Annotated in this window: 21 protein-coding genes and 1 CRISPR repeat array; of the genes, 5 read left to right on the top strand and 16 right to left on the bottom strand. The window is 37.1% G+C overall.

The genetic code is table 11. The annotated features are described in order from the left end of the window. Positions 1–88: 88 nt before the first annotated feature. A complete protein-coding gene (locus tag ACG72T_RS08845; protein WP_395265847.1) occupies positions 89–652 on the bottom strand; it encodes a hypothetical protein in 564 nt (187 codons plus the stop codon). Positions 653–780: 128 nt separating this feature from the next. On the opposite strand from ACG72T_RS08845, the gene ACG72T_RS08840 reads away from it, so the two are divergent. Together ACG72T_RS08840 and ACG72T_RS08835 are read left to right on the top strand one after the other, a co-directional pair. After that, on the top strand, positions 781–1,287 hold the full coding sequence (locus tag ACG72T_RS08840) for a 2'-5' RNA ligase family protein (RefSeq protein ID WP_395265846.1): 507 nt from the start codon (positions 781–783) through the stop codon (positions 1,285–1,287). A gap of 79 nt (positions 1,288–1,366) precedes the next feature. Further along, complete coding sequence (locus ACG72T_RS08835; RefSeq protein ID WP_395265845.1) at positions 1,367–1,648, top strand: iron-sulfur cluster repair di-iron protein, ric; 282 nt, start codon at positions 1,367–1,369, stop codon at positions 1,646–1,648. Positions 1,649–1,732: 84 nt separating this feature from the next. Here ACG72T_RS08835 and groL read toward each other — a convergent pair whose 3' ends face one another. Continuing rightward, complete coding sequence (groL, locus tag ACG72T_RS08830; protein WP_395265844.1) at positions 1,733–3,364, bottom strand: chaperonin GroEL; 1,632 nt, start codon at positions 3,362–3,364, stop codon at positions 1,733–1,735. Between the two features lie 51 nt (positions 3,365–3,415). Further along, complete coding sequence (groES, locus tag ACG72T_RS08825; protein WP_395265843.1) at positions 3,416–3,700, bottom strand: co-chaperone GroES; 285 nt, start codon at positions 3,698–3,700, stop codon at positions 3,416–3,418. A 131-nt stretch (positions 3,701–3,831) separates the two neighbouring features. Here groES and ACG72T_RS08820 point away from each other — a divergent pair, with 131 nt between their 5' ends. Then, a complete protein-coding gene (locus ACG72T_RS08820; RefSeq protein WP_395265842.1) occupies positions 3,832–4,458 on the top strand; it encodes a lysostaphin resistance A-like protein in 627 nt (208 codons plus the stop codon). Between the two features lie 76 nt (positions 4,459–4,534). On the opposite strand, the gene ACG72T_RS08815 is transcribed toward ACG72T_RS08820, so the two are convergent. The 3 genes from ACG72T_RS08815 to ACG72T_RS08805 all read right to left on the bottom strand — a co-directional run bounded on the left by ACG72T_RS08815 (position 4,535) and on the right by ACG72T_RS08805 (position 7,704). Further along, entirely contained in the window at positions 4,535–5,815 is a 1,281-nt protein-coding gene (locus ACG72T_RS08815; RefSeq protein ID WP_395265841.1) for a cation:dicarboxylate symporter family transporter, read from the bottom strand. 248 nt (positions 5,816–6,063) lie between these two features. Then, positions 6,064–7,032, bottom strand: a complete 969-nt coding sequence (gene manA / locus ACG72T_RS08810) for a mannose-6-phosphate isomerase, class I (protein WP_395265840.1) — start codon at positions 7,030–7,032, stop codon at positions 6,064–6,066. 21 nt (positions 7,033–7,053) lie between these two features. After that, positions 7,054–7,704, bottom strand: a complete 651-nt coding sequence (locus ACG72T_RS08805) for a redox-sensing transcriptional repressor Rex (protein WP_395265839.1) — start codon at positions 7,702–7,704, stop codon at positions 7,054–7,056. Between the two features lie 136 nt (positions 7,705–7,840). Here ACG72T_RS08805 and ACG72T_RS08800 point away from each other — a divergent pair, with 136 nt between their 5' ends. Continuing rightward, positions 7,841–9,763 carry an ABC-F family ATP-binding cassette domain-containing protein gene (locus tag ACG72T_RS08800; protein WP_395265838.1) on the top strand — a complete coding sequence of 641 codons (1,923 nt, stop codon included), beginning with the start codon at positions 7,841–7,843 and terminating at the stop codon, positions 9,761–9,763. 105 nt (positions 9,764–9,868) lie between these two features. Next, complete coding sequence (locus ACG72T_RS08795; RefSeq protein ID WP_395265837.1) at positions 9,869–10,723, top strand: DUF368 domain-containing protein; 855 nt, start codon at positions 9,869–9,871, stop codon at positions 10,721–10,723. A gap of 53 nt (positions 10,724–10,776) precedes the next feature. Here the strand turns inward: ACG72T_RS08795 and ACG72T_RS08790 are convergent, their stop codons facing one another. From ACG72T_RS08790 to cas1, 10 genes are all read right to left on the bottom strand, one after another. After that, positions 10,777–11,106, bottom strand: a complete 330-nt coding sequence (locus ACG72T_RS08790; RefSeq protein ID WP_395265836.1) for a metal-sulfur cluster assembly factor — start codon at positions 11,104–11,106, stop codon at positions 10,777–10,779. Between the two features lie 11 nt (positions 11,107–11,117). Then, positions 11,118–12,509, bottom strand: a complete 1,392-nt coding sequence (gene sufB / locus ACG72T_RS08785) for a Fe-S cluster assembly protein SufB (protein WP_395265835.1) — start codon at positions 12,507–12,509, stop codon at positions 11,118–11,120. Continuing rightward, positions 12,502–12,948 carry a Fe-S cluster assembly sulfur transfer protein SufU gene (gene sufU, locus ACG72T_RS08780; RefSeq protein WP_395265834.1) on the bottom strand — a complete coding sequence of 149 codons (447 nt, stop codon included), beginning with the start codon at positions 12,946–12,948 and terminating at the stop codon, positions 12,502–12,504. Before sufU ends, sufB begins: the two co-directional genes overlap by 8 nt. Further along, positions 12,945–14,174 carry a cysteine desulfurase gene (locus tag ACG72T_RS08775; RefSeq protein WP_395265833.1) on the bottom strand — a complete coding sequence of 410 codons (1,230 nt, stop codon included), beginning with the start codon at positions 14,172–14,174 and terminating at the stop codon, positions 12,945–12,947. Before ACG72T_RS08775 ends, sufU begins: the two co-directional genes overlap by 4 nt. Beyond that, positions 14,143–15,306, bottom strand: coding sequence for a Fe-S cluster assembly protein SufD (gene sufD / locus ACG72T_RS08770; protein ID WP_395265832.1), 1,164 nt, complete (start codon positions 15,304–15,306; stop codon positions 14,143–14,145). The genes ACG72T_RS08775 and sufD overlap by 32 nt, the downstream gene beginning before the upstream one ends. Before the next feature lie 15 nt (positions 15,307–15,321). After that, the gene (gene sufC, locus ACG72T_RS08765; protein ID WP_395265831.1) at positions 15,322–16,113 is read right to left on the bottom strand and encodes a Fe-S cluster assembly ATPase SufC; all 792 of its coding nucleotides are present in this window, start codon (positions 16,111–16,113) and stop codon (positions 15,322–15,324) included. 100 nt (positions 16,114–16,213) lie between these two features. Next, positions 16,214–16,924, bottom strand: a complete 711-nt coding sequence (locus ACG72T_RS08760) for a hypothetical protein (protein WP_395265830.1) — start codon at positions 16,922–16,924, stop codon at positions 16,214–16,216. A gap of 264 nt (positions 16,925–17,188) precedes the next feature. Next, positions 17,189–19,140: a CRISPR direct-repeat array (repeat unit 36 nt; unit sequence GTTTTACTGTTTCTAAATCTTTGAAGGTACAAAAAC). A 24-nt stretch (positions 19,141–19,164) separates the two neighbouring features. Then, positions 19,165–20,187, bottom strand: coding sequence for a CRISPR-associated protein Csn2-St (csn2-St, locus tag ACG72T_RS08755; protein WP_395265829.1), 1,023 nt, complete (start codon positions 20,185–20,187; stop codon positions 19,165–19,167). Then, positions 20,184–20,492 carry a CRISPR-associated endonuclease Cas2 gene (cas2, locus tag ACG72T_RS08750; protein ID WP_395265906.1) on the bottom strand — a complete coding sequence of 103 codons (309 nt, stop codon included), beginning with the start codon at positions 20,490–20,492 and terminating at the stop codon, positions 20,184–20,186. Before cas2 ends, csn2-St begins: the two co-directional genes overlap by 4 nt. A gap of 11 nt (positions 20,493–20,503) precedes the next feature. Continuing rightward, the gene (cas1, locus tag ACG72T_RS08745) at positions 20,504–21,412 is read right to left on the bottom strand and encodes a type II CRISPR-associated endonuclease Cas1 (protein ID WP_395265828.1); all 909 of its coding nucleotides are present in this window, start codon (positions 21,410–21,412) and stop codon (positions 20,504–20,506) included. Positions 21,413–21,470: the final 58 nt, after the last annotated feature.

Genomic DNA, 21,470 nt, shown 5'->3' with positions numbered 1-21,470 from the left:
TATGTTTTGAACTTCGATCGTAACTTTGTGGTAAAAAAAAACGTGTCGATAAAATAATCTACCAACACGATAAAGTGTAAACCAATTTTTAGTTTGCCTGTTTCACCATATCAACATTAATTTCAGCTTCAGAAGAAATCAAGTTGATGACATATTCAATCGTCTCACTATCATCCCAATCAGCAGAAAGGTCAAGATAAGCCTCTCGTCCATCCTGCAAAGATACATCTAAATAATAAGGTGTTGGTAAATGAAACATAATTTTAGTTGGAGCATTGAACGATCCGCCAAGAATATTAGCCGGCGCATTCATCTCCTGACCCACAACCACTGTTGCGCTTTTAATATCAGTTAATTTGAAGCTTTCCTGACTCTCACTAAAGGGGAATAAAACTGACTGCAATCTAACGCTATAATTTTGATAATTGAAACTACGGATCTCTTCCTCATTGATATCCCAATATCCGTAATAATCGACCATACTACGTGCATACAGCGACGCCACGATAACTACTGCTGCAGCACCTAAAATCACGGCTAAGAGCATTAATTTGGTAAATATGAACACTACGATTCCTATTATTAATCCGATAGCTAAACTAACTATCATTGGTACATTATTGATCTTTCGACCAAAGGCAATCCTATCCATTAATAATTCTCTCTTCTAATAATTGTTTGCTAAAGTATAATTTTATACTTTTCAAAGCTCGATTGGAAATATAAAAATGCCAATTTAGATATAATAGAAAGATAATTTAAGTTAAAGGTGGCAATCGCATGCGCTCAATTTTAATTTTCCCCGAAATGTATAACTACGAAGCAATTCAAAAAGTCAGACAGCAATTTGATCCGTTATCCGAAAATATTCATCCCCATATCACGTTAGTCTTTCCTCTTGAAAGTAATTTAACTAATGAAGACCTCGCTCAAATCGTAACTCAACGAATAAAAGGCACAAAATCATTTCCAGTTACTTTTGACAAGTTAGGTTCTGATGGCAATGGTTATATCTGGTTGGAGGCTAGTCACGGTCAAGAACGTTTAATTAAATTACATGACTTACTCTATCAAGATGATAATTTGAAACCATTTTTACAGACTGACTTAAAATACATCCCTCACATCACCTTGGGAAAAGTTGATCCACTTCAAAGTGCCCAAATACTCGCTAATTTAGCAATCAAAGAATTAACCTTCTCTACTTATATCGACCAAGTAGAAATCGAAACTATTTTAGATAACAATGATTCCAAAATCATTTTTCGCCAATCGCTAAAAGATTGAACATACTTGATATTAATCAATTAATAACTCTCCAAGTTACTTTATACTCAGTTTATCAATTAAAAGCGAGGTAAAGGACATGTCACAAATCAAAGATTACTTAACCGAAAACAAAGATCAATTGGATACATTTACATCAGCAATCACTCGAGCTCATGGTAAGAATCATCCGGAAGTCTTCGAAGTGAGAGATATCTTCGTCAACATCGAACAAAAAATTGCTCACGGCGATGAAAACTTAACCGCTGACTTCAATCGCTTAACTGATGTCACAAATAACTTTGCCATACCTAATGATGTTTGCCCTGTATTTCAGGCAACCTACCAAATGCTTTCAGAAATGAACCATCTGGTTGTATAAAAAACTAAAAGAGCAGTCGATAATTTCCAATCTGGATTTTATCGACTGCTCTTTACTATTGATATTTATTTTAAAGGGAACGAATTACATCATTCCGCCCATACCACCAGCAGCTGGGTTAGCAGCAGGTGCAGCAGGTGCATTTTCGTCAGGTTTGTCAGCAACAACAGCTTCAGTTGTCAACAATAATGAAGCAACACTGGCTGCGTTTTGTAAGGCTGAACGTGTAACCTTAGTTGGGTCAATGATTCCGGCATCAACCATGTTTTCCCACTTGTTCGTAGCGGCATTGTAACCAATTTCGTTCTTTTCATTCTTGATATGTTCAACGATAACTGAACCTTCCATACCGGCATTTTCAGCGATTTGGCGAAGTGGTTCTTCAAGAGCACGGGCAACGATGTTGATACCTGTTTGAACGTCTCCTTCTTCGCTAAGAGCGTTAACCTTGTCCAAAACGTTCATCAAAGCTGTACCACCACCAGCAACGTAGCCTTCTTCAACAGCGGCACGTGTAGCGTTTAGGGCATCTTCAATTCTGTACTTACGTTCTTTCAATTCCGTTTCAGTAGCAGCACCAACTTTAACAACGGCCACACCACCAGCTAATTTAGCTAGACGTTCTTGAAGCTTTTCTTTGTCAAAGTCTGAAGTTGTTTCACTGATTTGTTTCTTGATCAATTCAACACGTTCACTGATAGCATCTTTGTCACCAGAACCTTCAACAATAGTTGTGTTGTCCTTTGTAACTGTAACTTTACCAGCTTGACCTAATTGGTCCATAGTTGTGTCTTTTAGTTCAAGGCCAAGATCAGAAGTAATAACTGTACCACCAGTCAATGTAGCGATATCTTCTAGTTGAGCCTTACGACGGTCACCAAAACCAGGAGCCTTAACAGCAACAACGTTGAAAGTACCACGAATCTTGTTCAATACAAGTGTTGGCAAAGCTTCACCTTCAATATCATCAGCAATGATCAAAAGTGCTTTACCTTGTTGAACAATCTTTTGTAGCAATGGCAAGATATCTTGGATATTTGAAATCTTCTTGTCAGTAATCAAGATATAAGGGTTATCAAGGTCAGCTTCCATCTTATCGTTGTCTGTAACCATGTATTGTGAAATGTATCCACGATCGAATTGCATACCTTCAACAACGTCAAGTGTTGTATCAATACCTTTTGATTCTTCAATTGTGATAACACCATCGTTACCAACTTTTTCCATAGCGTCGGCAATCAAATTACCAACTTCTGGGTCAGCTGAAGAAACTGAAGCTACTTGAGCAATATCTTTCTTACCTGAAACTTTGTGTGAAATATTGTGAAGTTCGTCAACAGCGGCGTTTGTAGCCTTTTCGATACCTGTTCTGATACCAACAGGGTTAGCACCGGCTGTAACGTTCTTCATACCTTCTTTAACGATTGCTTGTGTTAAAACAGTAGCTGTAGTAGTACCGTCACCAGCAATATCGTTAGTCTTTGAAGCTACTTCGGAAACTAACTTAGCACCCATGTTTTCGAAGTGGTCTTCCAATTCAATACTCTTAGCGATTGTTACACCATCATTTGTGATTTCTGGTGAACCATAGCTCTTTTCAAGAACAACGTTTCTACCTTTAGGTCCGATTGTTGTCTTAACTGTGTCAGCTAGTTTGTTAACACCATCTAGCATCTTTGAACGTGCATCTTCTGAAAATTTAATTTCTTTAGCCATTAATTTTCACACTCCATAATTTAAAATATATTTTTTCTTGTTTAATTTCGATTAATCAACGATTGCCATGATATCTTTTTCATGAAGGATCAAATATTCGTTATCTTCGTATTTAACTGTTGAGCCTGAGTACTTGTCAAAAAGAACTTTGTCACCCTTTTTAACGTTCATTGGCAACTTAGTACCATTATCAGCAACTAAGCCTTCACCAACGGCAACAACCTCTGCTGTTTGAGGCTTTTCTTTAGCGTTGTTTGCTAAAACAATGCCACCGACTGTCTTTTCTTCTTCTTTATCGACTGTTACAATGACTCTATCTCCAAGTGGTTTTAACAATTTAAATACCTCCAATATATTACCTTAATGTTTTTTTAGCACTCAACTATCTGTTGTGCTAATCACAAGTTTTATATTAACATTATATTGTGAAGTTGCAAGTATTTACCTTTAAAAAAATGGAGGAAATTATGTCCTATCGTACAAATCAGTTTTTCACATTGCTGGCCTATATTTTGTTGCTGTCAGTTGGTAGTTTTTTATCGATCCTCAAAATAACTGGCACAGCATATTTTGCCACAATCACCGTTGCGGCTTTGGTCGTTACTGGAATCATGATGTATTTGGTCAAACAAAGTGGTCCATTAGAGTTTGAGAAAAAAACTGACCTGAATCATGCTCTCCAATGGATAATTATCGGAACCTTGGGGGCATTGGTCGTTCAATTTGGAATTGGCTTTGCGGATAAATTAATTTTTCACGTCAGTACAGAATCACAAAATACGCTCAACTTGTTATTGATGGTCAAAGCTTATCCATATTACTTTCTTTACGTTATGATTGCCGCCCCTATCATGGAGGAGATCATCTTCCGGCGCGTCTTCTTTGCTAACTTGATCAAACCAACTAATATTTACGTTGCTGCGATTATCGCTGCGTTTCTCTTTGCTTTTATGCATCAAGACACTCGGTTCTTAGTATATGTCTGTATGGGACTTTGGTTCTCATATGTTTACTACAAATCTCAAAATATTTATATCAGTGCCGGCAGCCATATCGTTATGAATGCAATTGTTTTAACTTTGCAGATCATCTAAAAAAAAGCCTACCGATTTTTCTCGGCGGGCTTTTTGTGTGTGTTTAAATTGTTTCTAACTACACGGAGTTTTCTCATCAGTCCCCACGTGTATAAGCTGCAACGTACTTGGCACGTTTTTCTTCGTCAAATTCCTTCTCACTTTTGGCAATAATGACGGTCGCAAGTGAATTTCCGACAACGTTAACGGCAGTACGTCCCATATCTACGAGACGGTCGATACCCGCAATGAAGGTCAAACCTTGCATTGGTACACCGATAGTCGATACTGTGGCTAGGAGTACAACAAACGATGCTCCAGGAACTCCGGCCATCCCCTTAGATGTTAACATCAATACCACCACAAGGGTAATTTGTTGCCCTAAAGAAAGGTGAATATTATACGCTTGAGCTAAGAATAAAGCGGCTAAAGATTGATAGATAGCAGAACCATCTAAATTAAAAGTATATCCGGTCGGAATAACGAAAGATACGATTCCCTTTGATGATCCATAGTCTTGCATCTTTTTCATCATCTTTGGTAAAGCAGCTTCCGAACTGGCAGTAGTAAAAGCTAACATAACTTCATTTTCGATGATCCTAAATAATTCATAAAATCTTACGTGGAATAAGTGTCCTACGGCAGCCATTATCACAAAGACAAAGAATGCCATCGTTGCGTAAGCTATCACGATAAAAAGTGCCAAAGGTTTCAAAGAATTGAAGCCCATTTCTCCAACTGTAACTCCAATCAAAGCACAGACACCAATCGGTGCTAAACGCATTACCCAGTTAGTAACTTTAAACATAACATTGGCAACGGCATTCAGCGTATCGGTGATAATTTGACCTTGCTTGCCGATTGAAGCTGTTCCTAATCCAAACAGAACTGAGAAGAAAATAATTGGTAACATGTCACCCTTACCGAGTGATGCAAAAATATTGGTTGGGATAATACTCATGAGAATCGACCAAATTCCCGAATGTTTAGCTGTTTTGGCAGTAGCAGCATATTGACTAATATCCGAACCTTTTAGGCTGTGAATATCAATATATGTACCAGGATGCGTAACATTAGCAACTAAAATACCAATAATGATCGCTAATGTTGTCATAATCTCAAAATAAACTAAAGTCTTTAAACCGATCCGACCTAATTTTTTGATATCGCCCATATTGGCAATACCCACGGTCAAACAGGAGATAACAATTGGCAAAACAATCATTTGAATCATTGAGATAAACATAGTCCCAATGTTCTGCATTACTTGAATGGCGGCTTTATTTTGATAAAAAATTTGTCCTAAGACAATTCCCAAGATCAGGCCAATAATAATTTGCCACCCTAAACTGACTCGAAAAAATCGTTGTTTCTGCAATTTTAAGTCCCCTTTTTTGAAATCTTAATTTTAATTATAGATGACTTTTTAAAGAATGGGGAATTGTTAACGGTTCCAAATTAAATATTTTTTTATTTTATTAAAATGTACGAACTAAATAAATAGTCTTTACCAAGATAGTTCTACTTTTGCTTAAATTTTCATTAAAAAAATACAGAATATACGGATTTATTTTTCCGCTATTCTGTATTGATGAACGATTTTTAGTTTTTTTCTTAAAATTGAGTTTACTTTTCGCCAGATTCTGAAGCGATGATATCCAAGTCACCTGACAAAGTCCAAGCATCAACTGTGGCTGGAACAATCAAGTGGATACCCTTCTTCAAATCATAATCTTGGCCATCAACTGTAATCTTACCAGTACCATTTAGAACTGAGATCAAAGTGTATTTGCCAATTTGATGGTGAAGCTCAACAGGTTCTTTGATCTCCCAGTGATAAACTGAGAAGAATGGTGAAATTGGTGGTTGAACAAAGGTTGTGAACTTGTTTTGGCCGACTTGTTTGGATTCAATATCAAGTTGAGGATCTTTATGAGGCACGGTAATAGTATCCTCAGATTGTTTGATATGTAGATCACGTTTCTTTCCAGTAGTCTTATCAACCCGATCATAGTCATACAAACGATATGTTGTATCACTGCTTTGTTGGGTTTCTAAGACCATGATCCCCTTATTTAAGGCATGAACCGTTCCACTTGGTACATAGTAGAATTCGCCCGCCTTAACTGGGACTTTTCTCAAAAGATGATCCCAATCGCCTGATTCGATCATTTGGTCAAGTTCAGCTTTATTCTTAGCATTGTGACCATAGATCAAATATGAATTAGGCTCAGCATCGATGATATACCAGCATTCTGTCTTACCTAATTCATGTTCATGCTCAGCTGCATAGGCATTGTCTGGATGAACTTGAACTGAAAGACTGGCTTCAGCATCTAAGATCTTAGTTAACAAAGGAAAAACTTTGCCTTCTGGATTACCAAATAATTCGCTGTGATTTTTCCAAAGGTCATCAACATATTGTCCAGCAAATTCGCCATTTTCGACTTGTGATCTACCATGTGGATGTCCAGAAATTGCCCAACATTCACCAATCGTGCCATCAGGAATATCATAGCCAAACTTAGTTGCTAATTTTCTGCCACCCCAGATTTTTTCGTGGAAGACAGGTTTCAAGAATAATGGTTCACTCATTATAATTCCCCCCAAAGGATTTTAATTTGTTTCTTCTGTCATTGACTTATCACGGTCTAAGAAGAAGATCAACGTCTGCAATTCATTTGCCAAATCGACATAATGAACGCGGATACTACTTGGTACATTGATAATAACCGGTGTAAAGTTTAAGATACCGCGAACGCCAGCCTCGGCTAACTGATCAGCGGTCGTTTGGGCAGCGTTAGATGAAACTGTCAAAATGCAGACATCGATCTGTTGCAAGTTAAGTTGTTCTTTCAGTTCGCTAATATAGTAAACTGGTACGCCACTCTTAACTGTACCGACAATTTCCTTATTGATATCAAAAGCTGCCGCAATTCGCACATTATTAGTCCGAGAAAAGTTATAATTTAGTAAGGCGTTACCTAAATTACCAACTCCCACTAATGCGACGTTGGTTCGTTTATCTTGATTCAAGAGCTTCTTAAAGAAAGCCACTAAATCGTTTACATCGTAACCGTAGCCACGTTTCCCAAGTGCACCTAGATATGAGAAGTCACGTCTAATTGTAGCACTATCTATCTTGACCCCTTCTGATAATTCGCCAGAGGAGATTTTTTTTGTGCCTTCATCCTTGAGAAATTGAAAGTAACGATAATAAATTGGTAAACGCTTTATTGTTGCGTTTGGAACTGTTGTTTTTGTCATAATTTACCACCATATGTGTGTCATTTCACTAACATTTATAGTAAATAAAAATCCAAAAAAACGCAATACGTTAAACCTATAAAGGCACAAATTATTAATTAATGATAAAATTGTGAAGACATAAAGGAGTTATATTTTGATTTTATTACAAGCACAGAACATTACGAAAAATTTTGGTACCAAAAAACTTTTTTCCAATGTCAGTTTTGAAATCCAAGACAATAGCCGAATCGGTTTAGTTGGACGTAACGGCGTTGGAAAATCTACTTTGCTGAAGATCATTTCAGATCAAGAAAGTTATAACAGCGGCAATATTGCGTTGAAAAAAGACACCAATATTGGCTATTTAGCACAGGATTCAGGTCTGAACAGCGATAATCAAATTTTCTTAGAATTGGAAAAGGTATTTGACTACCTCAAAGAACAAGAAAAAAGGATGCACGCACTTGAAGAAAAATTAGCTGATCCTAATGCTGATGATTACGAAGATATCTTAAAACAATATGATCAACTACAAAATACTTTTCGCCAAGAAAATGGTTACGGTTATCAATCAGAAATCCGCAGTGTCCTAAAGGGCTTCGGTTTTGAGGAAGAAGTTTGGCAAAATAAAGTCTCGACGCTTTCTGGTGGTGAAAGGTCACGTTTAGCGATGGCTAAAATGCTCTTGGAACACCACGATATCTTACTCTTGGATGAACCGACCAACCATTTGGATATCAACACGGTTGAATGGCTAGAAAATTATTTAAAGGGCTATCGAGGTGCTCTAGTCATCGTCTCTCATGACCAGTACTTCTTAGATAAGGTCGCCAATGAGATCGTCGAGATCAATCAGCATTCCTCAACTCACTATTCCGGCAATTATAGTTTCTACCTGCAAGAAAAGAAAAAGAATCAAGACATTGCTTGGAAACATTATGAAGAGCAACAGGCTGAAATCAAGAAGGCCGAAGAGTACATTCAAAAAAATATCGTTCGTGCATCAACTACTAAGATGGCTCAAAGTCGTCGTAAAAAGTTGGAACATATGGATGTTTTGGAAAAACCTGGCAGTGACCAAGGCTCAGTCCACTTCTCATTCAATATCGATAAAGAAAGTGGTAATGACGTGCTTTTGGTTAAAGATGCAGCCATTGGCTATGATGATCAGATCATGTCTGAGCCAATCAATCTGGATGTAAAAAAAGGTGAACGAGTTGGTATCATTGGTCCTAACGGAATCGGCAAGTCAACTTTTCTCAAATCAATTTTGAATAAGATACCTTTAATCAAGGGTACTAGCCAATTCGGCGCCAACGTTCAAGTCGGTTACTACGATCAAAATTTGAAGGGCCTAGATCCTAAAAAAGACGTGTTGCACGAAATCTGGGATCAATACCCACGTCTCGATGAACAAGTTATCCGCAATAAATTAGGTGCCTTTCTATTCAGTGGCGACGATGTCTTGAAACCTGTCGCGGGACTATCTGGTGGTGAAAAAGCACGTTTGACGCTCACTAAGTTGTCGATGGAAAACAATAATTTCTTGATTATGGATGAGCCAACTAACCACTTAGATATTGATAGCAAGGAAGTGCTTGAAGATGCCTTAAAGAGCTTCCCTGGCACCGTCCTCTTCGTTTCACATGATCGTTACCTCTTGAACACTTTAGCCAACAGGATCGTCGATATTAGCCCTCACGGCAGTACAATTTATCTGGGTGATTATGATTATTATCTGGAAAAAACGACTGAACAAGCTGCTCCAACTCAAACAGCTCAAGCTTCCAACAACGTTAGTGAGAAAAAAATTGAGTATCAACAATCAAAAGAGCAACAAAAACAAGAACGGAAGTTGCGTCGACAAGTTGACGATTTGGAACAACAATTAACTGAACTAGAAGATAAAACTAAAGCTATTCAGGCCGAAATGACTAAAGAAGAAAATATCACTTCGTACAGTAAATTAGCTGATCTGCAAAAAGAGTTGGATGAAGTCTCGGCTAAACAAGATCAGATTGAAGAAGAATGGACTGAAAAGTCGATTGAATTGGAAGATTTCAAAGATCAAGAATAAATTACAATCATTACCAACAAATAAATTCTTTGAACGATGACTTTTATTTGCTATAACAATTTTAATTTGATATTGTGAATAAAATTATATTAATAAAGAGGACCTATGAAAACAAAACGAGATAACTTTATCATTCGCTTTTTTAAGGGTGTGATCATCGCTTTAGGATTCATTCTTCCGGGGGTTTCTGGGGGCGCTTTAGCCGCAATTTTAGGAGTTTATGAACGGATGCTGACCTTTATGGCTCATGTCCGCGACAACTTCAGACGAGATTTTCTCTACTTCGTTCCTATTGGTATCGGTGGAATCGTCGGTATCGGCCTATTATCAAATCCTTTAGAATATTTATTAGAGAATCACCAAATGGTTGTTCTCTGGGCTTTTGCCGGGATCATCTTTGGAACCTTGCCAACCTTGGTAATTGAATCAACTTCACGGACTAAACGAGACCGAATCGATCTGCTTTGGTTCTTCTCCATGCTGATTGGTGGCGGAATATTCTTATTCTTCATTAGTGAGATCTTAGGCACAATTCCTGCCAATTTCTTCGGTTTTATCGTTGCTGGGGCTCTGATTGCTTTAGGAGTATTAGTGCCCGGATTAAGTTCTTCCAACCTTCTTCTGATTATTGGGTTATATGGACCAATGTTAAAAGGCTTTAAGAACTTTGACTTGGGAGTCTTTTTACCAATCGCCATTGGTGGAGCGATTACCGTTTTGACCTTTTCCAAAGCTATGGAAAGTATTATCCGCCATCATCACTCACGGGTATACCATTTTATCCTTGGTATCGTCATCGCTAGTACGATTTTAATTTTGGTACCTAATCCTTATATCAATGGTGGTATATCCTATCAAAATACCTCGTTGATCGATTGGACCATTGGCCTAGTTTTATTCTTGATTGGAATCATCTTAGGTTTATTGATGAGCCGTTTTGAAAATATGGCTAAAAGCTAATCAAAGCAAAAGCACTGTATTTACTCGAGTTTTCGAATAAACGCAGTGCTTTTTTAATTGCCTAAGTTTCCCGGTATTCCTAATGAGATTCTCGCATACCGGCTCATCATTGAAATATCCCAGACTGGATACCACACTAGTTCCACTACACACTTATCGATACCATCGACTGATTCACTGGCCTCTTTGATCGCATCATCTAACATGTCACTCAAGGGACAACCCATTGTCGTCAAGGTCATGGTTACAGTTGCCTTGTTTCCTTCAACTTTTACACCATAGATCAACCCTAAATTAACTAGGTCAATTCCTAGTTCCGGGTCGATCACATCTTCCAGTGCTTCCATGACCAGTTTTTCTTTTTCTGTCATTTTCTCTGTCATAATAATATCCTCTAGCCGATCGAACCTTCCATTTCATAACTGATCAAACGGTTCAATTCTACGGCATATTCCATTGGCAGTTTTTTGGTGAATGGTTCCACAAAGCCCATCACGATCATCTCGGTAGCTTTAGCTTCCGAAATACCACGGCTCATCAGATAATAAAGCTGTTCCTCTGAGATCTTCGAGACTCTAGCTTCGTGCTCCATCGAAACATTCGCATTATCGATTTCATTATAAGGGATCGTATCAGATGATGACTGATCATCCATGATGATCGTATCGCATTCAACGTGAGCTTTGGAGCCATCAGAATGTTTCCCAAAACGCACTGTTCCACGATAATCGACTGAACCTCCAGTTTTAGCGATTGACTTGGAAACAATCGAACTAGAAGTATTCTTGGCATTATGAATCATTCTAGCTCCAGAATCTTGATGGATACCGTTACTAGCTACGGCGATTGAAAGCATCGTTCCTCGGGCATTTTCACCATTCAAATAAACACTGGGATACTTCATCGTGACTTTGGAACCTAAGTTACCATCGACCCACTCCATGGTGGCGTTCTCTTCGGCTGCGGCTCGTTTAGTCTCTAGACTATAAACATTATCCGACCAGTTTTGAATCGTCGTATAACGGCAATAAGCGTCCTTTTGAACATTAACTTCTACTACTGCCGCATGCAAGCTATCCGAAGAATAGTTAGGAGCAGTACAGCCTTCAACGTAATCGACTTTAGCTCCCTCATCAACGATGATCAACGTCCGTTCAAATTGTCCAGAGTTCTCTGAATTCAAGCGGAAATACGACTGGATTGGGATATCAGTTCTAACGCCTTTTGGCACATAGATAAAGGAACCACCAGACCAAACAGCACCGTTTAAGGCCGCAAATTTATTATCTGTCGGTTGGACTAATTTACCGAACCATTTCTTGAATAACTCTGGGTACTCTTTTAGAGCAGTATCAGTATCGGTGAAGATGATCCCTAATTTGGCAAATTCTTCACGCATGTTGTGATAGACAACTTCTGATTCATACTGGGCAGAAGAGCCGCCTAGATACTTCCGTTCAGCTTCAGGGACCCCTAAGCGGTCAAAAGTTTCTTTCATCTTGTCAGGTACATCGTCCCAATCACGATATTTTTTATCGGTCATCTTTTGATAATAAAGCATATTCTCAAGGTCTAAATCCGATAGATCTGGTCCAAACGGTGGCATGGCCATCTTTTGATAGGCCGCAAATGACTTCAAGCGATAATCTAACATCCACTGAGGTTCATTTTTAGCGGCTGAGATCTCTCTGACTGTCTCTTCTCTTAAACCACGACCAGTTGAGAATTTAGGCTTGATATCATCATGAAAACCATATTCATAATCAGAATCATTTAGATCAATCATCGCTCTCATCTCCTAACGCTTTTCGTAAAGCCCACCAACACAAAGTGGCACATTTGATTCGGGCGGGGAATTGCATGATGCTCGAAAGGATCGCCGCATCACCTAGTTTATCTAATTCAGCTTGTGAGTGTTCTTTGCCCATGACCATATCGGAAAAAATATGGGCCATCTCCAAACTCTGTGCCTTAGTTTTATTCAAGACTGCATCAGTCATCATACTAGCTGAAGATTGACTGATCGTGCAGCCTTCACCAGTAAAGCCAATATCGGTGATCGTGTCATCGGTAACTTTTAATTCTAAGTTGATCACGTCTCCACAAGTTGGATTTTTCAAAGTTATTTTATTAGTCGCTTCAGGTAAGCTCTGTTTGTGATGAGGATGTTCTGAGTGGTCCAAAATAACTTCTCGATATAAATTATTCAAACCTTTTAAACTCATACTTTAAAGAACTCCTTTGTCTCACAGATTGCCCGAACTAATGTGTCCGCATCCTGCTTATTATTATAAATATAAAAACTAGCTCTAGCCGTGGCCGTCACATCCAGATACTTCATCAAAGGCTGAGCACAATGATGGCCAGCTCGAATGGCTACTCCCTCCATATCTAACGCTGTGGCTAGATCATGTGGGTGCAGATCAGCTAGGTTAAAGGAAATAACGCCACTGTGTAATTGAGGATCATGTGGGCCATAGACGGTTAAACCATCGATATTCAACAGTTTAGGTAAAACGTAACTGACTAACTCTTGTTCATAGTCGACGATCTTGTCCATACCGATTGCTTCCAGATAGTCAATGGCCTGTCCTAAACCGATCGCACCAGCCACATTTTGAGTTCCCGCTTCAAATTTCCAAGGGATATCGGCCCAGGAACTCTGAAATTTCTCGACGAAATTGATCATCTCACCACCGTATTGATAAGGCGGCATCGCGTTTAGAAGTTGAGCTTTGCCATATAAGACACCAATACCCATCGGTGCTAACATCTTATGTCCAGAGAAAGCATAGAAATCAGCGTCTAGTGCTTGAACATCTACTGGCAAATGGGGAACTGCTTGAGCACCATCTACGACTATCACCCCACCATTTTCATGCGTTAGAGCGGCCAATTGCTTGATATCATTTGTGACACCTAAAACATTACTAGCATGGGCAACGGCAACGATCTTCGTCTTAGTAGTGATCTTATCTTTTGCATCGTTCATATCTAACTGTCCATCGGCAGTCAGTTTGATATATTTCAACACCGCTTTTTTACGTTTTGCCAGCTGTTGCCATGGAATTAAATTACTGTGATGTTCCATATAGGTGATCACGATCTCATCGCCAGCGTGGATATTTTCTTGTCCGTAAGTACTAGCGACTAAATTCAAACTATCAGTGGCACCTTTAGTAAAAATAATTTCTTTACTCTCTTTGGCATTGATAAACTTTTGGACTTTTTTTCGAGCTAATTCAAATGCTTCAGTTGCTCTTTGTCCTAGAGTATGAACGCCTCGATGAGTGTTGGCATTGTCATTTTTATAATAGTGCATCAATTCATCGAGCACTTGATTTGGTTTTTGACTGGTCGCAGCACTATCTAAGTAAACTAATGGTTCATCGTTTACGGTTTGATCAAGAATTGGGAAATCACTTCGTATTGTCTGAAATTGTTTGTCCATCAGCTAATTTCCTCTCAATCGTTTCAATTAATTGTTCCCGAATAGTCTGGGAAGGGATCGACATTAAGACATCTCCTAAGAAGCCTCGAATGACCATCCGTTTGGCCGTATTCCGATCGATCCCCCGACTCATCAAATAGTAGAGCTGCTTTTGATCAACTTGACCGACACTAGCGGCATGACCAGCTAAAACATCATTTTCATCGATCAATAAGATTGGATTAGCATCACCGTGAGCTTTGGATGACATCATCATCACTCGATTTTGTTGTTCGGCGTTAGCACCAGAAGCACCCTTGATAATATGGCCGATCCCATTGAAGATCAGTCTGGAACGATCCATGATCACGCCCCGTTGATTGATATTGCCGATTGAATGTTTGCCATAGTTAGTCACACGAGTATTTACGCCCTCTTGTTGGCGACCAGTTGTGATATCAACAACTTTGATCTCTGAATGAGCACCTTCGCCATACAGATCCGTATCAAAGTCAGCCACCGTATCGCCTGAATTCATCAAACCAATCGACCAGTCAACATAGGCATCACGATCGACATAAGCTCTACGGCTAATAACGGAAGTCACATTCTCACCAAGTTCATCGACTGCCGCATATTTAACGATACTATTAGGCATGGCCATGATCTCAACGATACTATTGGTGACACTCTTAGTTTCGCCACGAGTAGTTGTCTTTTGGATGAAAGAAAACTTCGAATTTTCACCAGCAATTATCAAAACATGTGCGACATTGGTCCGATCAGAATCTTGTTGTAAATTGACCTCGATCGGTTGTTCAACCACGGTATCCTTTGGTACATAGAGAAAGATACCTTGATTCAAATAAGCGGTATGGTAAGCAGTCAGTTTATTTTCATCAAACTTGACGACTTTTTCCATGTAATATTGCTTGATCAAATCTGGATAAACTAAAAGTGCTTCGAAGAGATCCATCAAAACATAATCTTGGTGGTCAGATGAAACTTTTGTAGCAATCTGACCGTTAGTTTCAGGCGTCAATTGCCAATTACGAAAATTGAATCGTTGAATTTGAGGCATGGGTAATTGCTCGATCAAAGCTTTTGCGGACTGTCTTTTTTGAGCAAACCAAGCCGGTTCATTACTTGTCATTGTCATAATATCCCCTTAATCATCGATCAAATTAACATCTAGTCCTAATTCATCTCGCAAACCAGCATAACCTTCATCTTCCAGCTTCTCGGCCAATGTGGCATCACCAGTTTTAACGATCTGACCATCCATCATTACATGTACGACGTCAGGTTTGATGTAATTCAATAATCGTTGATAATGCGTGATGATCAAAGCTCCAAAGTCACTGCCCCGCATCGAATTGACCCCTTTTGAGACAACTTTTAGAGCATCGATATCAAGTCCTGAATCGATCTCGTCTAGTAAAGCAAAACTAGGTTTGATCATCAGTAATTGTAAGATCTCATTACGCTTTTTCTCGCCACCAGAAAATCCTTCATTGAGATAACGTTCCGTCATCGCTTCACTCATATCTAATAAGGCCAAATTCTTATCGAGTTCTTTAAGAAAATCCATCACCGAGATCTTGTCATTTTCTGGTCTGCGGGCATTGATCGCTGCCCGTAAAAATTCGGCATTAGTGACACCAGGTATCTCAGCTGGATATTGCATCGCTAAGAAAAGCCCTTTTCGAGCACGTTGGTCGACAGGCATATCCAAAATACTTTCACCGTTCAAAATAATATCGCCCTGAGTGACGTGATAGTTTTTTTGACCCATGATCGTTTCGGAAAGCGTCGATTTACCAGTACCGTTTGGACCCATGATCGCATGGATCTGGCCCGTCTTCATCGACAGATTGACCCCTTTTAAGATCTCTTTACTAGTTTTTTTCTCTTCATCGATAACTTCAACGTGAAGATTTTTGATCAATAATTCGCCCATTTTTGTTCTCCTATTAGTAAGTCGTCATATAAATATTCTATTACAAACGCTTAGCTTAAAATAGCCATGAATAAACCATTCTAGATTTATTCATGACTATTTATTTTTGTAAAAAACTATTTTTAATTTTATAGGAAGTAGTTAACCGATTGTCGTCAATTATTTGAATTGAACGCGAATACTGACTTTCAAACGTTGCGTTGTTACCAGCCTTCAGCGTCTCCATCCCTAATAGGTCCTGATAGTGAAATACTTGTTTCATCGTAAATTGATTGCCTGACATTAATCCCAGAATAGGAAAATCATCCGTTTGATTGAAGATAAAGTGCATGACATTATTGAAAGTTATTTCATCGCTATTTTTAGGATTTGCGACAAAATCATTCACAGACACATCGGGAAACTTAAAATCAGTCGGATCAGTCAAGCCGCTGCCCCAATTCAATTCCCAGAACTTCAATTGACGATCGTACTTCACACGATGCCAAGATTCATAATTCAACGATGAAAAAGCATCCTGCGTTGATTCAAAAATTACCGCCACGTAATTATAAATTATCGAATCTTTGGAAAATGACACCTTAACAAAAGGAATAAAAATATGATTGGCATCAATAAAAGTATCAAAATCAACGATTTTTTCTAACAAGTAAGTTTTAATATCCGAAAGCTTTGCATCACGTTTTTGAATAAAATTAAACGCTGGAATTTCATAAACATGATGCTCATTGTTAGAAGTCTTGGTATAAATATTATCAGTTTGATCGTCATACTTCAAAATTACGTAAGAAATTTTCGTACTTGTTTTCATGAATACACCTACCACATATTAAACGATTCGCTATATATTTGAAACACACTCATTGGAATTATAATTCTTTGAAAATGAAAAAACTATTCCTGAGGAAAAATTAGTTAGAATCTTAATAGTTAGAAAATAAAAAAACCAAAGTTGTTATAACTTTGGATAGGTGGATTAGATGTTTTTATCGATTGGAATTATCTTACTTGGATGTTTGTATATTTACTTAAATCGTACGAAGGGCGATACTTAGGTATTTTGTAATGGCTTTGAGTTTTACTGTTTCTAAATCTTTGAAGGTACAAAAACAGGAACAACGAATAGTTAGCCAGCACAATCGTTTTACTGTTTCTTAATCTTTGAAGGTACAAAAACACTTCGATGGCTCGATCATTAAAACAGTCCGTTTTACTGTTTCTAAATCTTTGAAGGTACAAAAACCTCTCGTTCTTTTCAGATTCAGACTCAATCGTTTTACTGTTTCTAAATCTTTGAAGGTACAAAAACGGGGCTGGCGTCCAATCAGTATTAATATTTGTTTTACTGTTTCTAAATCTTTGAAGGTACAAAAACTAATAGATACTGATACTGCTAATGCTCATGGTTTTACTGTTTCTAAATCTTTGAAGGTACAAAAACGAAAGTTTGGAATTTAAGCCTTCATGTAACGTTTTACTGTTTCTAAATCTTTGAAGGTACAAAAACTTGTTTCGAATCGCTGATTATCGAAAAAGTGTTTTACTGTTTCTAAATCTTTGAAGGTACAAAAACCAAGCAAAAGTACGCTTAGTCATTCGCCCTGTTTTACTGTTTCTAAATCTTTGAAGGTACAAAAACAGCGACACTGGATAAATTGTCTTCAGCTGAGGTTTTACTGTTTCTAAATCTTTGAAGGTACAAAAACATTCGCTGTTATAAACTCGTAAGGCACTGTGTTTTACTGTTTCTAAATCTTTGAAGGTACAAAAACAATTGCTAGCACATTCGCTAGTTCATACATGTTTTACTGTTTCTAAATCTTTGAAGGTACAAAAACACGACAAATAATTCAACGACACTATTTGATGTTTTACTGTTTCTAAATCTTTGAAGGTACAAAAACAAGGAACGAAGCAAATTAGCACACGACAATATTTTACTGTTTCTAAATCTTTGAAGGTACAAAAACGTTTCTGGATCTGTAAAATTATAATCAGTAGTTTTACTGTTTCTAAATCTTTGAAGGTACAAAAACGCACCATTGATAAAATCATCAGCAGTGAATGTTTTACTGTTTCTAAATCTTTGAAGGTACAAAAACCTCTCGTTCTTTTCAGATTCAGACTCAATCGTTTTACTGTTTCTAAATCTTTGAAGGTACAAAAACGGGGCTGGCGTCCAATCAGTATTAATATTTGTTTTACTGTTTCTAAATCTTTGAAGGTACAAAAACATGGACATGTCGGCAGTAGAAGACATATCAGTTTTACTGTTTCTAAATCTTTGAAGGTACAAAAACCAGCAAACGATTATTAAAATGCTTGCATTAGTTTTACTGTTTCTAAATCTTTGAAGGTACAAAAACATCGGACCTTCCAGATGGAGACGTTGGAAAGTTTTACTGTTTCTAAATCTTTGAAGGTACAAAAACCTTGTCAGTTTTGAAGCTAACCCATTTTCTGTTTTACTGTTTCTAAATCTTTGAAGGTACAAAAACAGGTCTTTATTATCAGTTGCAAATAATGCTGTTTTACTGTTTCTAAATCTTTGAAGGTACAAAAACAAAAACCATTTTCTTATTTTGTCTAACTCTGTTTTACTGTTTCTAAATCTTTGAAGGTACAAAAACTCGGCTTGTATCTCATGCAGCGCATTGATTGGTTTTACTGTTTCTAAATCTTTGAAGGTACAAAAACTTACTGACGGTTACTTGACCATCAGACTTTGTTTTACTGTTTCTAAATCTTTGAAGGTACAAAAACTAGGCGACCGTTATAAAGACTTGGCAATTGGTTTTACTGTTTCTAAATCTTTGAAGGTACAAAAACATGCTTGTCTATCAAGATGAGGACAGTAACGTTTTACTGTTTCTAAATCTTTGAAGGTACAAAAACTGTATGGACTAACTGGTCATATTGGCATAAGTTTTACTGTTTCTAAATCTTTGAAGGTACAAAAACCTATAGGTTTAAAACTCGTGCTACTTGCTCGTTTTACTGTTTCTAAATCTTTGAAGGTACAAAAACCTCAAATTAAAAAAATCAACAAAATCAATCCTTCAAATATTTAGTTTCTGCATCAGAAATCAACTGTGAATCTAGGTCATACGACGTCTCGTAACCTAAAATTTCATTGATCACCTTTAATAATACCAAATCTTTATTAGAAATAAACACTTGGTTATCTTTTCCTACGAATGGCACTATTCTTTTCATAGATTTAACAAATTGATTTTCTGTTTGCAACAATTCATTAGGATAATGCATTTTAACAGAATTAAATAATTCTGGATTGGGTAATAATTGATGAAAATCTTTACTAGCAATTACCACTTTTTCAAGATCACTAGCTCCAATCGGTACTGAGTCCAAATTGTTGCCAAGATAAACAACTTTTAAATCATATTGATCAACCAAGTTTTGAATACGTTTCATAAAATCGAATTGGGCTGACTTTGAAATAAAACTATCCATATTATATAAAATCAACCAAACTGGTGTCCCATTATCCTGTAATTTGAACTTCAAAAAATTGAGAAATTCATCTAATAACACTTCGGTATCCATTAATTCCAATGGATAACTGGCAGATTTAGTTTCATAACTAATCAACAAATTATTTTTTAAGAATTCCAAATATGTATTGTTCTTAAACTCAATTCTCAGGTTATTAGAATATGTTTCTAACAATTTTTGTACAGCTATTTCCAATTTAAGTTGTTGGTTATTAATATTTTCAATTGAATAATCAACTTCTAGATTGCTATCAAGGCTATTCAAAAGATCAAACAATAATGACTCTTTCTTATAAATCATCTGATGATAAATGCTTTCTCTATTGTTTAAGAAATAAACAGTGTTGTTCTTCTTTGAAATTGGCTGTTCATCTACGAGTAATTCAATAGAATTTTCTCCATAAACATTTTCCAATAACTGTGGATCCTTATTGAAATAATAATAAAAGCTACGAAAGACTCGCCATAACTTTAACTGATCCATTCCAACGATATAAATGATGTCATCAAAATCAATATCCAGAAAATGACCATCTTCCAATTCAATTTTTAATCTCATATACTAACCAGCTCCTTATTTCCAACAAGGACCTCTTGCTTACTTCGACTTCCAACCAATATCTGCATATCATTGAATTGTTTTTCGCTTACTGCTATTAATCTGACTTCACCATGAACTGGAAGAAATTGTTTTAGATTTCTTTCATACTTTTTACTGGCTGCCCGATTTTGAATGGCTCGATAATAAACAGAATACTGCAACATTGTGAAACCACTTCTGATGAGTTCTTTTCTAAAGATTCGATACTGTCTTCTTTCATTTGGTGTATCAACAGGTAAATCAAACATACATAGCATTCTCATATTTTGATATTTCAACTTCTTTCACCCACAAAATTATTCAAATCAATTTTAATTAAAAGTTCTGGATCGTGTTCCTCCATTGATTCAATGAAACTTGCAACATATTCTTGCATTGAATTATCAATTGTCATTTTTTTATTCTGAATCTTAATTTTTTGATTCATAAATTCGATGATCTTTAGTCTCGACTCATAACTCAAATAATCTTGATCAGTAATTACAAATTCATTGATCCAATAATCCATTAACGGACGATACGGTTCCATCAAGTCATCCACTAAATTAAAACTATTAAATTCATTTCGATGAAAAATTCCTAACATGGTGACTAAGCCATTTCCAACCACGATTCTAGCCATGCAGGACCTAACAATCGCATAGCCAAAATTCATAGCAGCATTAATCACATTGTCATCATCCCTGGTAAACGATTTCCCATACAATGAGTCAAAATAAACTTTTGCGACATGACCTTCACGATTACTTGTATCTCCAACTAAAAGATCCTTGATTAAATCTTCCATCAAAAGTAATCTGCTCGCTTCAACTCCTGAATATCTCGCATAGTCAACCTGATTGTTCATTTTTTGTTCAATTACTTTTTGCCAAATCATTCCTTTTAAATCTGCGGTCCAACTTGCCTGCTTAATTACACGCTTAGAATAATGGTGATATTGTCCATAAGGTAAATATATTCCTACTGGCAAATATTTATCATCACAGATTACTAAACCAACATTATTTTGGCTCAAACTAGATAATAGCTTGGTCGTAATCAAGGTGCGATTTCCTTCCAAAACAATCATTGTAATATCGGACAAAGGAATATATACCTTAGTTTCTTTCTTTCTAACTTCCAGGTTATCTAGGCGCAACCTTAAAATATCTCCTTCTTTTACATGAACTATTCTCCATCCCAAAGCAATCACCTCCAGATTTTTTCGAAAAAAAAACCATCTATTTTTTCAAATAGATGGT

The sequence above is a fragment of the Companilactobacillus sp. FL22-1 genome (assembly GCF_043951805.1).
Classification (GTDB): domain Bacteria; phylum Bacillota; class Bacilli; order Lactobacillales; family Lactobacillaceae; genus Companilactobacillus.
The sequence above is the reverse complement of the archived record's forward strand: the minus strand, read 5'-3'. Positions and strand labels throughout refer to the sequence as shown.